Raw genomic sequence first — 13,324 nt, 5'->3', positions numbered from 1 at the left:
AAGATAAGGTTCAGCTTGTGGGAAACTCTACTACTGCGCCACTGCCAGCCAGCTGACGGCCAGATTACAACTTTGTAAGGTTGCACTGCATGACAGCCTGCCACGGTATAACGCACCTGTTCCATTGACCTCGAGCTGCCCATGAAATTGCTGATCGTCGAAGACCAACCGAAAACCGGCCATTACTTGCGCCAAGGCCTGACCGAGTCCGGCTTCAACGTCGAACTGGTGGCCGACGGCAACACCGGCCAGCACCTGGCGCTGACCGGCGATTACGCGTTGCTGATTCTCGACGTGATGCTCCCCGGCCGTGACGGCTGGCAGATATTGCAAGCGGTGCGTAGCGCCGGCCTGGACATCCCGGTGCTGTTTCTCACCGCCCGCGATGCCGTTGAAGACCGGGTTCATGGCCTGGAACTGGGCGCCGACGACTACCTGGTCAAGCCGTTCGCCTTTTCCGAATTACTGGCCCGCGTGCGCAGCCTGTTACGTCGCGGCAGCGCGACGTCGCAGGAAACCAGTCTGCAACTGGCTGATTTGCGGCTGGACCTGTTTCGCCGCCGGGTCGAGCGCAGCGGCCAGCGCATCGACCTGACCGCCAAGGAGTTCGCCCTGCTGGAACTGCTCTTGCGCCGCCAAGGCGAAGTGCTACCCAAATCGCTGATCGCTTCGCAGGTCTGGGACATGAATTTCGACAGTGACACCAATGTCATTGAAGTGGCGATCCGCCGTCTGCGCCTGAAGATCGACGACGACTTCCCGAACAAGTTGATTCATACCGTACGCGGCATGGGCTATGTGCTTGAAGAGCGTCCCGCCTGATGCGCCGCCTGTCCCTGAGCGGCCGCCTGGCGCTGTTGTTTGCCGCCTGCACGGCGGTGGTTTCGTTGTTTGCCGGCGTGCTGTTCAGCCGCGCCAGCGAGACGCACTTCATTGAACTCGACCAGCAATTGCTCGACGGCAAGTTGATCGCCCTGCGCAGTGTCTTGGCCGGCGCCGACGATCCACGATTGTTCGCCGAGCGAAAAGCCAGGTTGCAGGATGAAATGAGCCATCAGCCGGACCTGGCATTGCAGGTGCGCAGCGCCGATGGTCGCGTGTGGTTCGACAGTGCCGCGAACCTCCCCGACGACTTGCCAACCCAGTCCGGTCTTCACAGTTTGCACAGCGCCGACACGGCGTATCGTGTCTACAGCGCCGCGCTGGAGCCGGGCAAGACCGATTCCGCGCAGCTGATTCTGATGCTCGACATCACTCACCATCAGCACTTTTTGCAGCGCATGCAGCATTTGATCTGGTTGACCGTCGGCCTGTCGGCGCTGGCCACCGCGCTGCTCGGCGCGTGGGCGGCGCGCAGTGGATTGCGGCCCTTGCGACGCATGAGTGAAGTGGCCGCCGGGGTGTCCGCCAGTTCGCTGACCCAACGCCTGCCCGAAGATCAAATGCCCGCCGAACTCGCCAATCTGGCTCACACGTTTAACGCCATGCTCGGCCGTCTCGACGACTCGTTCCAGCGTCTGTCGGCCTTCTCCGCCGACATCGCCCACGAACTGCGCACGCCGTTGTCGAACCTGTTGACCCACACTCAGGTCACCCTCACCCGCCCGCGCGACCTGGAAGATTACCGCGAGGCGCTGCACGGCAACCTCGAAGAGCTGCAATGGATGGCGCAACTGGTCAACGACATGCTGTATCTGGCCAAGGCCGATCACGGCTTGCTGACACCAAAACGCGAACCGCTGCAACTGGCCGAGGAAGCGGATCTGTTGCTGGAGTTTTTCGCACCACTGGCCGAAGACGCCCAGGTCAAGCTGACCCGCCTCGGCAGCGCCAACCTCAGTGGCGACCGCAGCATGCTGCGCCGTGCCCTCTCCAATCTGCTGGACAACGCGCTGCGCTTCACCCCGCCAAACGGTGAGATTCAGGTGCGGATTGTCGATGAGCCAAAGGGCTTGAGCCTGAGCGTTGAAAACAGTGGCAACGGGATTTCTGAAGAGCTGTTGCCGCGCTTGTTTGACCGGTTCTACCGCGCAGACCCGGCGCGCCATGAAGGCAGTAGCGAGCATGCAGGGTTGGGGCTGGCGATCACTCAGTCGATCATCCGCGCCCATGGCGGGACGATTCGTTGCGAATCAGGCCAGGGATGGACGCGGTTTTTGATGGAGTTGCCGAAGGGAGTCTGAGGCCAGACTGGCTGGCCCCATCGCGAGCAGGCTCGCTCCCACAAGAGATGGGGGCAGCCAGACCGGACTCAATCGTTGACCAGCTTCCCAACCCGTATCGTCTCCCGCCCCGCCACCTTCGCCTGCCAGATTCCCGGCTGCGTATACCGCCCGCGATCCAGCGCAAACAACACCCCGCTGGTCCCGGCACACACCACCGTCACCCGATCACTCAACGGATCGACCACCTCAAACAACGCATCGCCCTTCTCGACCCACTCCCCCGCCTCACGCAGAAAACTCACCACCCCGTGATGCGGTGCAAACAGATACTCGGTCCCCTCGAGCGGCATCCCCTCACAACACTCATCCGGCGCTTGCGGCCACTGCCCGGCAATAAAACCCTGCTCTGCCAGAAACCCGAGGATCGCCTCGCAATTGGCCTGCGCCTGATCAACCCGCGTATCCCCCATACTTCCCAACTCCAGGGTCGTCGCCAGGTTGGCCGGTGGAATCGACGCCTCTGGAAACGCCTTGGCCAACCGCAACCACGGCGACGAACAGGACTCATCGAACGAACTGCCACCAGAGTCTTCGCACAACAACGCCACACCGGCCTTCAATCGTGCCGCCAGGGACTGCCAACGCGGCCAGTGTTGCGGCAGCGCATAAAGATGAATGGCCGCCTCGAAATCGCAATGCAGATCCAGGGTGATCTCAGCCTCACAGGCATGCCGCAACAGCAACCGATGCAGGGCTTCCAGCTGTGACGCCGGGGCCGGCAACCGGTCGAGGACCTGACCCATGGTCTGACGGATCAACGCGATGTTGGCCTCGGCGTCGTTGCCCAACTGCGAACCGATCAACTCCCCCACCGGCCCGCTGAGTTCATAGAACGCCCGGTTGAAATTCTTCCCGCTGCCCAGCTCGAAACGGCCCATGTGGGCGCTTTGCAGATGCTGGTCCAGGCCAATCGGGTTGGCCACCGGCACCAGCTCGATAACGCCGTTGAGCTGGCCCTGGGCTTCAAGTTCGGTGAGACGCTTCTTCAGTTCCCAGGCCGTGCGCATGCCCGGTAGTTCATCGGCGTGCAGGCTGGCCTGAATGTAGACCTTGCGCGAACCTGCGCCAAATCGAAACACGCTGAGGCTGCGCTCGGTGCCGAGGTGGCTCCAGGGCAGTTGATGGTCGATACGTTGCATGGCGGGCTCCTACAGAAAATGTGTGAGGCGAGGACATTCAAAGGTGCATAAAAAAGGCGGCCACCGCGTCAACGATAGCCACCTTTTTGAACGGTGAAATTACTTGCCGTAAACGTCGAACTTGAAGTACTTGTCCTGCACTTGCTTGTACTTGCCGTTGGCGCGGATTTCGTTGATGGCCGTGTTGAACTTGTCCGCCAGCTCTTTATCACCTTTGCGCACGGCAATACCGGCACCACCGCCGAAGTACTTGGCGTCTTCGTATTCCGGGCCAACGAACGCGAAGCCTTTGCCGGCGTCGGTTTTCAGGAAGCCGTCGTCAAGGTTGACCGAGTCAGCCAGCATCGCGTCGAGGCGGCCGGAGGTCATGTCCAGGTTGGCTTCCTGCTGGGAGCCGTAGCGCACCAGGTTGATCCCGGCCGGCACCAGCACTTCAGTGGCGAAGCGGTCGTGAGTACTGGCGCGCAGCACACCGACTTTCTTGCCCTTGAGTTCGGTCAGCGGGTCCTTGATGGCGGTACCTTCCTTCATCACGAAACGTGCCGGGGTGTGGTAGTACTTGATCGTGAAGTCGACGTTCTTCTTGCGGTCGTCGGTGATGGTCATGGACGACAGGATCGCGTCGATTTTCTTGACCTTCAGCGCCGGGATCAGACCATCGAATTCTTGCTCGACCCAGGTACATTTGACTTTCATCTGCTCACACAGCGCATCGCCGATGTCCACGTCAAAGCCGCTGAGTTTGCCTTCAGGTGTCTTGAACGAGAACGGTGGGTAGCCGGCTTCGATCCCCAGACGGATCGGCTTGGCATCTTCGGCTACGGCCGACAGGGACAACACGGACAGTGCCAGAGCACCGAACATCACTAGCTTCTTCATTTATAACTCCTGTGTGCGGAGACTCTTATTGGCAGCATTCGATTAGTAGCTTGTGGCTGGTAAAAATCGAAGTGGCCGGCAGTCTAGAGCTGCACTCAAGATGCGAATTGTGTTTAAGCGACAAATCGTTATAGAAAATAAGCCAAGGTATTTCTCGCAGTAATAGCCTGCGCCAACGCGGTGCAACGGCCTTCAGAAACGCCTGGTTTTCAGTCAAGATGCCGCACGTTCCGACGGAAAAAGCCGACCATACCTCCCTCCGCTACCAGAGAGCCGCGCCATGCCCGAGCAATCGACCTCGTTGAACCTGATCCAGCACCACCCCGCTGAAGGCCCCGGGGCGATTGACGATTGGGCCGAGTCCCGAGGGCTGACGCTGAAGGTGTTTCGCGCGGACCTTGGCCAGCTTCCGCCCGCAGGCGCTGCGCCGGTGATCATTCTGGGCGGGCCTTATGAGGCCAACGCAGGTCCGCAGTGGCTGGCAGAAGAGCGCAAGTGGCTGGCGGCAAGCATCGCACAGGGCGCGCCGGTGTTCGCCATTTGCCTGGGTGCGCAATTGCTGGCCCTGAGCCTGGGCGGGAATGTGCGGCGAATGGCCCGGACCGAAACCGGCTGGACGCAGGTTACGTTCGCTGACGGGTCCGCACTGAACGTACTGGAATGGCATGAAGATGCGATCGATCTGCCACCCGACGCCCGATTGCTGGCCAGCAGCGCCCAGTGTGAGCAGCAGATGTACGCCGTCGGCTCGACCCGCGTGGGATTGCAGTTTCATCCGGAATGGAACGCCGAGTCGGTAGCGCTACTCAATGCCCACTTCGGCAACGAATCGCCCCTGCCCCGCGATCAGGACGACAGCGCCGCCTACCGCCAGGTGTTCGACTGGTTGCAGGCGACGCTGGATGAGTGGCGTGCGGCCACGCCCAGAGCCTAGCAGTCCCCCTGTGGCGAGGGAGCTTGCTCCCGCTCGGCTGCGAAGCAGTCGTAAACCTGTCAGTGCGTTCTCTCAGGATAAACGCATCAACTTTATTGCGACCGCTTCTCGATCGAGCGGGAGCAAGCTCCCTCGCCACAAGAGCTGACTCGATCATGTGTCGTGATCAGCACTCGCATCCGATTGCCGCACTGGCTGGCCGTTCAACCGGGTGGCTCAGCTCAAAGCCCTCATCCAGCCATCCGGTCACTCCACCGATCATTTCCTTGACCGGGTATTCCAGCGCCGCGAGCTTCACCGCAGCCTTGTTCGCGCCATTGCAGTGCGGACCCGCGCAATACACCACGAACAGCGTGGTTTTCGGGTAAGCCGCCAGTACTTCAGCACTGATCAAGCGTCCAGGAATGTTGATCGCACCTGGCACATGACCGCGCTCGAACGCCAGTGGACCCCGTACATCCACCAGAACGAAGTCCACGTCACCCGCCTGCTGGCTGCCAAAGACGTCGGAACAGTCGGTTTCAAAGGTCAGGCGGTTGCTGAAATGCATCAGGGCAACGGCGGATGGGGCGGCAGGAATTTCGCGAACCAGACTGGTCATGGGTGCTCTCCAAAGCGTGTGTGGGCGTGAGAGGACTGTATCCAACTCGCCGATACCGCTACAGTGGCGCACAAGACACTCACTGGGAATTTTCCGCCAAATGCACACCGAACCCGGATTAGTCGCGATTCTGGCCTACGACGGTCTCTGCACCTTCGAGTTCGGAATTGCCGTTGAGATCTTCGGCCTGGCACGGCCAGAGTTCGACTTTCCCTGGTACGAACACCGGATCGTCGGCGTCGATCAGGGACCGATGCGCGCCATGGGCGGCATTCAGGTTTTGGTCGACGGCGGCATGGAGCTGCTGGACACCGCGCGGACCATCATCATTCCCGGTTGGCGCAGCCGCACTGAACCCGTGCCTGAAGCCCTGCTTTCGGCCCTGCGTCAGGCGCATGCCCGAGGCGCGCGGCTGCTGTCGATCTGCTCCGGGGTGTTTGTACTCGCAGCCACGGGGTTGCTCGACGGGCTGAGCGCAACGACTCACTGGCGTTATACGGAGGAGCTGGCCGAGCGTTTCCCGAACATTCTGGTCGACCCCGACGTGCTGTATGTCGATGCGGGGCAGTTGATCACCTCCGCCGGCAGCGCCGCCGGCATTGATGCGTGCCTGCACCTGGTGGCACGGGACTTTGGCACCCAGGTCGCCAACTCGGTGGCACGCCGGTTGGTGATGTCGCCGCAACGTACTGGCGGCCAGGCACAGTTCATTCCCGCCCCCGTCAGCCGCACTCCCCGCAGCGATCTGTCGCGCGTCATGCAATGGGCCCGCGAACGCCTGCATGAACCATTGGGCGTACGCGAACTGGCGAGCCAGGCGGCCATGAGCGAGCGAACTTTTTTGCGACGATTCAGCGAAGCCACCGGTGCCTCGCCCAAATCCTGGCTGCAACAACAACGGCTGGCACGCGCCCGGGAACTACTGGAAAGCAGCGCGCACAACACCGAGTCCATTGCACTGCAATGTGGTTACCGTTCGGTGGAGAGTTTCCGCGTGGCGTTTCGCAGCGTGGTCGGGCTGCCGCCGTCGGTGTATCGGGAGCGGTTTGGCCGCGAAGTGAAAGCGCTGTCGATGTGAGGGGGGATTGCCAATGCACTCACCCGCAAACGCAGCAGCACTGTGTTTGCGGGTGAGGTACAGCGCCGCGGCTTAGTGCCCGCTGCGCAGCATTTCATTCGGCACATATTTGCCGATTTCAAACTTGCCGATCGCTGCGCGGTGCACTTCGTCCGGGCCATCGGCCAGACGCAGCGTACGTTGCATGGCGTACATGTAGGCCAGCGGGAAATCGTTGGAGACACCCGCACCACCGTGGATCTGAATCGCCCGGTCGATCACCTTCAAGGCCACGTTCGGCGCCACCACCTTGATTTGGGCGATTTCGCTTTTCGCCACTTTGTTGCCCACGGTGTCCATCATGTAGGCGGCCTTGAGGGTCAGCAGCCGCGCCATGTCGATTTCCATCCGCGAATCGGCGATCTTGTCGATATTGCCGCCCAAGCGTGCCAGCGGTTTACCGAAGGCGGTGCGGTTGATCGAACGTTTGCACATCAATTCCAGTGCGCGCTCCGCCATGCCGATCGAGCGCATGCAGTGGTGAATCCGGCCCGGGCCAAGGCGCCCCTGGGCGATTTCGAAACCACGGCCCTCACCCAGCAGCACGTTCTCATAAGGTACGCGGACGTTCTCGAACAGCACTTCGGCGTGACCGTGAGGCGCATCGTCGTAACCGAACACCGGCAGCGGACGAACGATCTTCACGCCAGGCGTATCCACCGGCACCAGGATCATCGAGTGCTGCTGGTGACGCGGTGCGTCGGGGTTGCTCAGGCCCATGAAAATCAGGATTTTGCAGCGTGGATCGCATGCGCCGGAGGTCCACCACTTCTTGCCGTTGATCACCCACTCGTCGCCATCACGCACCGCACGGGCGGCCATGTTGGTGGCGTCGGAGGACGCTACGTCCGGCTCGGTCATGGCGAACGCCGAGCGGATCTCGCCGCGCAGCAGCGGTTCCAGCCAGCGTTGCTTCTGCTCTTCATTGGCGTAGCGCACCAAGACTTCCATGTTGCCGGTGTCCGGCGCCGAGCAGTTGAACGGCTCAGGCCCGAGCAAGGAGCGGCCCATGATTTCCGCCAATGGTGCGTATTCCAGGTTGGTCAGGCCGGCGCCCTGTTCGGACTCCGGCAAAAACAGGTTCCACAAGCCTTCAGCCTTGGCCTTGTTTTTCAGCTCTTCCATGATCGCCGTCGGCTGCCAGCGATCGCCTTCAGCGACCTGACGTTCGAACACCGCTTCGGCTGGATAAACGTAAGCATCCATGAACGCAGTCACGCGTTCACGCAGTTCCTGGACCTTGGGGGAATAGTCGAAATCCATGGGCAGCTACCTTTTTTGACGAGGTGTTGAAGACGTTGTTGAGGCCATGAATCGATGCTAAATCAGCGTTGATAATTTACCTAGCCTATTCTCGGCGTGTATTAACATTCATCACCGATATATGATCGACTGATCGAGCCCTCCTGCCCCTATAACAAGAGCCAGAGCAAAAACGCCATGAATCTAAGCAAGGTCGACCTCAATCTTTTCATCGTCTTTGACGCGATCTACACCGAAGCCAACCTGACCCGCGCCGGGCAGATTGTCGGCATTACCCAACCTGCGGTGTCGAACGCTCTGGCCCGCCTGCGCGAAACCTTCAACGACCCATTGTTCGTGCGTACCGCGCAAGGCATGGTGCCTACACCCATGGCACAAAACATCATCGGCCCGGTGCGCAACGCACTGTCGCTGCTGCGGGTATCGGTGCAGGAAAGCCGGATTTTCAACCCGTTGCAGGCGGTCAAGACCTATCGCATCAGCATGACCGACCTCACCGAGGCGGTCATCCTGCCACCGCTGTTCCAGCGCCTGCGACGCCTGGCGCCGACGGTGATCATCGAGAGCTTTCTGTCGAAACGCCGCGAGACCACCAAGGAGCTCGCCGCTGGCCGCCTGGACTTTGCCGTCGATGCACCGCTCAACACCGATCCGCAAGTGCGTCACGTCAAGTTGATGGAAGATCGCTACGTGTGTGCCATGCGCAAGGGCCATCCGATGGCGAGCAAGGAAAAATTCACCCTCGACGACTACCTGTCACTGACCCATGTGCACATTTCCAGCCGCCGTAGCGGGCTGGGTTATGTCGACCTGGCCTTGGGCAAAATGGGCATCCAGCGCAAGATCGCCCTGCGCTCGCAGCATTACCTGATGGCCTCCCAGGTGTTGCAGCAAACCGACATGGTGATGACCGTGCCCGAGCGTTTTGCCCGGCGTCATGACCTGCACGCCTTCTATCTGCCGGTCAATGATGTGCCGCCGGTGGAGACCCACCTCTACTGGCACGAAAGCACCGATCAGGACCCGGCCAACCGCTGGATGCGCGAGCAGATGATCGAGTTGTGCCAGCAAGTGACGGCGCATGAGAAGAAGCTGGATAACGCGTAAGACATTAGACCGTGTAATCGTTCTTCGTCGGATCGCCGCCCGGAGCAAGCCCGCTCCCACACTGAACTCCGTTCGAACAGCAAATCCCATGTTCAACACCGATCCAGTGTGGGCTTGCTCGCGAAGAGGCCGGTTATGGCAATGAAGATCAACAGCCTTGACGTTCACGTCAACCTGACATTAGCTTAGCGCCATGACCTTTTTGCGAGCGCGTCCATGAGCAGCCAGACCTATAGCATTTCCGACCTCGCCCGCGAGCTCGACATCACCACTCGCGCCATTCGCTTTTACGAAGAGCAAGGCCTGCTCAGCCCTGAGCGTCGCGGCCAGGAACGTATCTATTCGCCACGTGACAAGGTCAGCCTGAAGCTGATCCTGCGTGGCAAGCGCATCGGCTTTTCCCTGGCCGAATGCCGCGAGCTGATCGAGCTCTACGATCCCACCAGCGGCAATCAGAAACAGCTGCACAGCATGCTGGCGAAAATCACCGAGCGCCGTGAACAGCTTGAACAGCAACTGCTGGACATCGAGCAGATGAAACTGGAACTCGACACCGCCGAAGAACGCTGTGTCCAGGCGCTGGAACAGACGATCAAGAGCCAGCAGGCTATCTGATCGTTCCCACGCTCTCATAACAACAGGTGAATTCCTTATGCCCCTCCCCACCCACGTACGCCTGATCGAAGTCGGCCCACGCGATGGCTTGCAGAACGAAGCCCAACCCATCAGCGTTGCGGACAAGGTGCAGTTGGTCGATGCGCTCAGCGCTGCTGGCCTCGGCTATATAGAAGTCGGCAGTTTCGTTTCGCCGAAATGGGTACCGCAAATGGCCGGCTCGGCCGAGGTGTTCGCGCAGATCCAGCGCAAGCCCGGGGTGACCTACGGCGCACTGGCGCCGAACCTGCGCGGGTTCGAAGACGCGGTGGCTGCCGGGGTCAAGGAAGTCGCGGTGTTCGCCGCCGCCTCCGAATCCTTCTCGCAACGCAACATCAATTGCTCGATCAGCGAAAGCCTGGCGCGCTTCGTGCCGATCATGGAGGCCGCCCGGCAACACGGGGTCAGTGTGCGCGGTTACGTGTCCTGTGTGCTCGGCTGCCCTTACGAGGGTGACGTGGCGCCCGAGCAAGTTGCCCTGGTTGCACGCGAGCTGTACGCCATGGGCTGCTACGAGGTCTCTCTCGGCGACACCATCGGCACCGGCACCGCCGGCGCGACACGCAAGATGTTCGAGGTGGTTTCAGCCGACGTGCCACGGGACAAACTGGCCGGGCATTTCCACGACACCTACGGTCAGGCCATGGCCAACATCTATGCCAGCCTGCTGGAAGGGATTGCGGTGTTCGACAGTTCCATCGCCGGCCTCGGCGGCTGCCCATACGCCAAGGGCGCCAGCGGCAACGTTGCCACCGAAGACGTGCTGTACCTGCTCAACGGCCTGGGTATCAAGACCGGCGTCGACCTGGAAAAACTGATTCTGGCCGGCCAGCAGATCTGCAACGTCCTGGGCCGCCCGACCGGTTCACGCGTGGCCAAGGCCCGTAGCGCCCAGTGATGTATCCGGGTGTTACCGCAACCGCAACAAAACGAGTAACACGGAAACAACCTGACCGAATTTTCATGAACGATTTGTCCTACAAAATTTTAAGTCGTTGTTTTTAAAGCACTTTTAAAAGTTGGCATGGCTTCTGCTATCTCTATGGCATAACAAGAATAAAAAGCAGCAAACCTAATAAAAATAAGACGTAACGACTCTGACATAACAAAAACAACACGGCAGAGACGCAGCTAACAGATTTTTTTGGAGAAGGTGTGCTTTTCAGGGTGCTGCTTGCAGTAACCCGCAACCGGGCAGAGAACAATAAAACTACCTTCAGGTAGCTCCCGAACTGGTTGGATCGCTTGGCGAAAAAGCAGATCAGCGCTCAAAAAAATACGTTTGCTCTTGACCCCGGATGGGGGTCGCCCAAAACAGCGGTAAAGGGTCACGGTTGCCAAAAACAACAACAGACCGCCCCTTAATAATAAAAAAAGAGCAGGCAACGACAAATTAAAGGGGAGCTTCGGCTCCCCTTTGTGCTGTCTGGTGTTTGGGTTTTGGCCGCGCATCCTGTGGGAGCGGGCTTGCTCCCACAGGACTGTCGTTAGCCTTTATTGGCTTTCAGCTCTTCGATACTGAGCTCGCGCATCCGGAACTTCTGGATCTTGCCGGTCACGGTCATCGGAAACTCCTCGACGAACTTGAAGTAACGCGGCGTCTTGAAGTGCGCGATGCGCTCCTTGCACCAGGTTTGCAGCTCCTGCTCAGTGGCGCGGTGGCCCGGGTGAAACTTGATCCAGGCAACGATTTCCTCACCGTACTTCTCGCATGGAATGCCGATGATCTGCACATCGGCTACCGCCGGATGAGTGAAGAAAAACTCTTCCAGCTCTCGTGGGTAAATATTCTCGCCACCACGAATGATCATGTCCTTGTTACGTCCGGCGATGCAGACGTAACCCTCTTCGTTCATGGTCGCCAGATCGCCGGTGTGCATCCAGCCAGCCTGATCGATCGCCTCGGCCGTGCCTTGCGGGTTGTTCCAGTAACCAAGCATCACACTGTAACCGCGAGTGCACAGTTCACCGATGGTCCCGCGGGGCACCAGATTGCCCGCCTCATCAATGATTTTGCTTTCCAGCTGCGGCTGGGTGCGGCCGACCGTGGTGACGCGCAGTTCCAGGTCGTCTGACGGACCGGTCTGTAACGACACCGGACTGGTTTCCGTCATGCCGTAGGCAATCTGCACTTCGCTCATGTGCATTTCGCTGATGACCCGGCGCATGACTTCAATCGGGCACGTTGCCCCGGCCATGATCCCGGTACGCAGCGTCGACAGGTCGAACTCTGCGCGGCGCGGTTGATCGAGCATGGCGATGAACATGGTCGGCACACCGTACAACGCGGTGGCTTTCTCTTGCGCAACAGTGGTCAACGTCAGCAACGGGTCGAAGGCGTCGTTGGGGTAAATCATGGCGCTGCCATGAGTAACGCAACCCAAGTTACCCATGACCATGCCGAAGCAGTGATACAGCGGCACCGGGATCACCAGGCGATCATCGGCGGTCAGTCCGAGGCTTTCGCCGACCATGTAACCGTTGTTGAGGATGTTGTAGTGACTGAGGGTCGCGCCCTTGGGAAATCCGGTGGTGCCGGAAGTGTATTGAATGTTCACCGCCTGGTCGAAATGCAGGTTGTTTTGCCGTGCCTTGAGCTGTTCAACCGGCACCCCGGCACCAAGATCCGCCAATTGCGACCACGGCAAAAAGCCTGATGGCGGTTGTGCGTCGAGGCTGATCACGCCGCGCAAATCCGGCAGGCGCTCAGAGTGCAGACGGCCAATGGATTGCTCCGCCAGCTCCGGTGCCAGGCCTTGCAGCATGGCGTGGTAATCGGACGTCTTGAACGAACCGGCACACACCAGCCATTGGCAACCGGACTGCTTCAGCACGTACTCGAGTTCGGAACTGCGATAGGCCGGATTGATGTTGACCAGAATCACGCCAATCTTCGCGCTGGCAAACTGGCTGATGCACCACTGCGCGCAGTTTGGCGCCCAGATGCCGAGACGGTCCCCCGTTTGTAAACCCAACGCCAAAAACGCTCTGGCGTGCAAATCGACCGCTTCGGCCAATTGCGCCCAGCTGTAGCGAAGTTGCTGATGACGCACCACCAATGCGTCGCCTTGGGGGTATTTCGCGACGGTGTTATCGAACGCCTGGCCAATGGTCATCGCCAGCAAGGCTTTGTCCTGCGAACCACGGCTGTAGCTGTGCTGTGGGGGAGCACTGTGTTGATCCATGACGACCCCTATTGTCTTTTTTAGTGGGTGAGACGGTTGAACCTTTACTGGTGACAGGCTTGGCTGTTCCTACGCAAACGGTTCGTTTTTCAACCTCGAAACTGTCTCTACTCTCGCTCAAGTTGACGTTAACGTAAAGGGTGATTGACAGCCATTCGTCACAGGCTTACGTTAACGTAAAGGTGACAGTCGATTCGGCGCACTGTGCAGGCCGATTCTC

General features: G+C 59.7%; 12 protein-coding genes. 7 read left to right on the top strand and 5 right to left on the bottom strand.

The window, feature by feature from the left end; all coding sequences use genetic code 11:
* Nucleotides 1–141 precede the first annotated feature (141 nt).
* Together AC1DIH_RS18295 and AC1DIH_RS18290 are read left to right on the top strand one after the other, a co-directional pair.
* Nucleotides 142–822, top strand: a complete 681-nt coding sequence (locus AC1DIH_RS18295) for a heavy metal response regulator transcription factor (RefSeq protein WP_477772762.1) — start codon at nucleotides 142–144, stop codon at nucleotides 820–822.
* A complete protein-coding gene (locus AC1DIH_RS18290) occupies nucleotides 822–2,183 on the top strand; it encodes a heavy metal sensor histidine kinase (RefSeq protein WP_477772761.1) in 1,362 nt (453 codons plus the stop codon). Before AC1DIH_RS18295 ends, AC1DIH_RS18290 begins: the two co-directional genes overlap by 1 nt.
* 68 nt (nucleotides 2,184–2,251) lie before the next feature.
* Here the strand turns inward: AC1DIH_RS18290 and AC1DIH_RS18285 are convergent, their stop codons facing one another.
* Nucleotides 2,252–3,364: a succinylglutamate desuccinylase/aspartoacylase family protein gene (locus tag AC1DIH_RS18285; protein ID WP_477772760.1), complete on the bottom strand. Its 1,113-nt coding sequence runs from the start codon at nucleotides 3,362–3,364 to the stop codon at nucleotides 2,252–2,254.
* A gap of 99 nt (nucleotides 3,365–3,463) precedes the next feature.
* The gene (locus tag AC1DIH_RS18280) at nucleotides 3,464–4,243 is read right to left on the bottom strand and encodes an ABC transporter substrate-binding protein (protein WP_477766363.1); all 780 of its coding nucleotides are present in this window, start codon (nucleotides 4,241–4,243) and stop codon (nucleotides 3,464–3,466) included.
* Between the two features lie 280 nt (nucleotides 4,244–4,523).
* Here AC1DIH_RS18280 and AC1DIH_RS18275 point away from each other — a divergent pair, with 280 nt between their 5' ends.
* Nucleotides 4,524–5,177, top strand: coding sequence for a type 1 glutamine amidotransferase (locus tag AC1DIH_RS18275; protein WP_477772759.1), 654 nt, complete (start codon nucleotides 4,524–4,526; stop codon nucleotides 5,175–5,177).
* A 166-nt stretch (nucleotides 5,178–5,343) separates the two neighbouring features.
* Here the strand turns inward: AC1DIH_RS18275 and AC1DIH_RS18270 are convergent, their stop codons facing one another.
* The gene (locus AC1DIH_RS18270) at nucleotides 5,344–5,778 is read right to left on the bottom strand and encodes a rhodanese-like domain-containing protein (RefSeq protein WP_145015239.1); all 435 of its coding nucleotides are present in this window, start codon (nucleotides 5,776–5,778) and stop codon (nucleotides 5,344–5,346) included.
* Between the two features lie 100 nt (nucleotides 5,779–5,878).
* Here AC1DIH_RS18270 and ftrA point away from each other — a divergent pair, with 100 nt between their 5' ends.
* Nucleotides 5,879–6,856 (top strand): transcriptional regulator FtrA, encoded by a 978-nt coding sequence (ftrA, locus tag AC1DIH_RS18265; protein ID WP_477772758.1) that lies wholly within the window; start codon nucleotides 5,879–5,881, stop codon nucleotides 6,854–6,856.
* 72 nt (nucleotides 6,857–6,928) lie between these two features.
* Here ftrA and AC1DIH_RS18260 read toward each other — a convergent pair whose 3' ends face one another.
* Nucleotides 6,929–8,158 (bottom strand): acyl-CoA dehydrogenase, encoded by a 1,230-nt coding sequence (locus AC1DIH_RS18260; RefSeq protein ID WP_477772757.1) that lies wholly within the window; start codon nucleotides 8,156–8,158, stop codon nucleotides 6,929–6,931.
* Between the two features lie 177 nt (nucleotides 8,159–8,335).
* On the opposite strand from AC1DIH_RS18260, the gene AC1DIH_RS18255 reads away from it, so the two are divergent.
* The 3 genes from AC1DIH_RS18255 (at nucleotide 8,336) to AC1DIH_RS18245 (ending at nucleotide 10,817) form a co-directional block, all read left to right on the top strand.
* Complete coding sequence (locus AC1DIH_RS18255) at nucleotides 8,336–9,265, top strand: LysR family transcriptional regulator (protein WP_477772756.1); 930 nt, start codon at nucleotides 8,336–8,338, stop codon at nucleotides 9,263–9,265.
* 216 nt (nucleotides 9,266–9,481) lie between these two features.
* The gene (locus tag AC1DIH_RS18250; RefSeq protein ID WP_103316179.1) at nucleotides 9,482–9,880 is read left to right on the top strand and encodes a MerR family transcriptional regulator; all 399 of its coding nucleotides are present in this window, start codon (nucleotides 9,482–9,484) and stop codon (nucleotides 9,878–9,880) included.
* Nucleotides 9,881–9,917: 37 nt separating this feature from the next.
* Nucleotides 9,918–10,817, top strand: a complete 900-nt coding sequence (locus AC1DIH_RS18245) for a hydroxymethylglutaryl-CoA lyase (RefSeq protein WP_477772755.1) — start codon at nucleotides 9,918–9,920, stop codon at nucleotides 10,815–10,817.
* A 589-nt stretch (nucleotides 10,818–11,406) separates the two neighbouring features.
* Here AC1DIH_RS18245 and AC1DIH_RS18240 read toward each other — a convergent pair.
* A complete protein-coding gene (locus tag AC1DIH_RS18240; RefSeq protein WP_477772754.1) occupies nucleotides 11,407–13,104 on the bottom strand; it encodes an AMP-binding protein in 1,698 nt (565 codons plus the stop codon).
* Nucleotides 13,105–13,324: the final 220 nt, after the last annotated feature.

The sequence above is a fragment of the Pseudomonas sp. 05N36 genome (assembly GCF_056397385.1).
The sequence above is the reverse complement of the archived record's forward strand: the minus strand, read 5'-3'. Positions and strand labels throughout refer to the sequence as shown.

Coding starts and splice junctions, on each gene's coding strand:
- ftrA (WP_477772758.1), top strand. CDS start 5,879: ATGCACACCGAACCCGGATTAGTCGCGATTCTGGCCTACGACGGTCTC.
- AC1DIH_RS18280 (WP_477766363.1), bottom strand. CDS start 4,243: ATGAAGAAGCTAGTGATGTTCGGTGCTCTGGCACTGTCCGTGTTGTCC.
- AC1DIH_RS18295 (WP_477772762.1), top strand. CDS start 142: ATGAAATTGCTGATCGTCGAAGACCAACCGAAAACCGGCCATTACTTG.
- AC1DIH_RS18245 (WP_477772755.1), top strand. CDS start 9,918: ATGCCCCTCCCCACCCACGTACGCCTGATCGAAGTCGGCCCACGCGAT.
- AC1DIH_RS18255 (WP_477772756.1), top strand. CDS start 8,336: ATGAATCTAAGCAAGGTCGACCTCAATCTTTTCATCGTCTTTGACGCG.
- AC1DIH_RS18290 (WP_477772761.1), top strand. CDS start 822: ATGCGCCGCCTGTCCCTGAGCGGCCGCCTGGCGCTGTTGTTTGCCGCC.
- AC1DIH_RS18270 (WP_145015239.1), bottom strand. CDS start 5,778: ATGACCAGTCTGGTTCGCGAAATTCCTGCCGCCCCATCCGCCGTTGCC.
- AC1DIH_RS18275 (WP_477772759.1), top strand. CDS start 4,524: ATGCCCGAGCAATCGACCTCGTTGAACCTGATCCAGCACCACCCCGCT.
- AC1DIH_RS18285 (WP_477772760.1), bottom strand. CDS start 3,364: ATGCAACGTATCGACCATCAACTGCCCTGGAGCCACCTCGGCACCGAG.
- AC1DIH_RS18250 (WP_103316179.1), top strand. CDS start 9,482: ATGAGCAGCCAGACCTATAGCATTTCCGACCTCGCCCGCGAGCTCGAC.
- AC1DIH_RS18260 (WP_477772757.1), bottom strand. CDS start 8,158: ATGGATTTCGACTATTCCCCCAAGGTCCAGGAACTGCGTGAACGCGTG.
- AC1DIH_RS18240 (WP_477772754.1), bottom strand. CDS start 13,104: ATGGATCAACACAGTGCTCCCCCACAGCACAGCTACAGCCGTGGTTCG.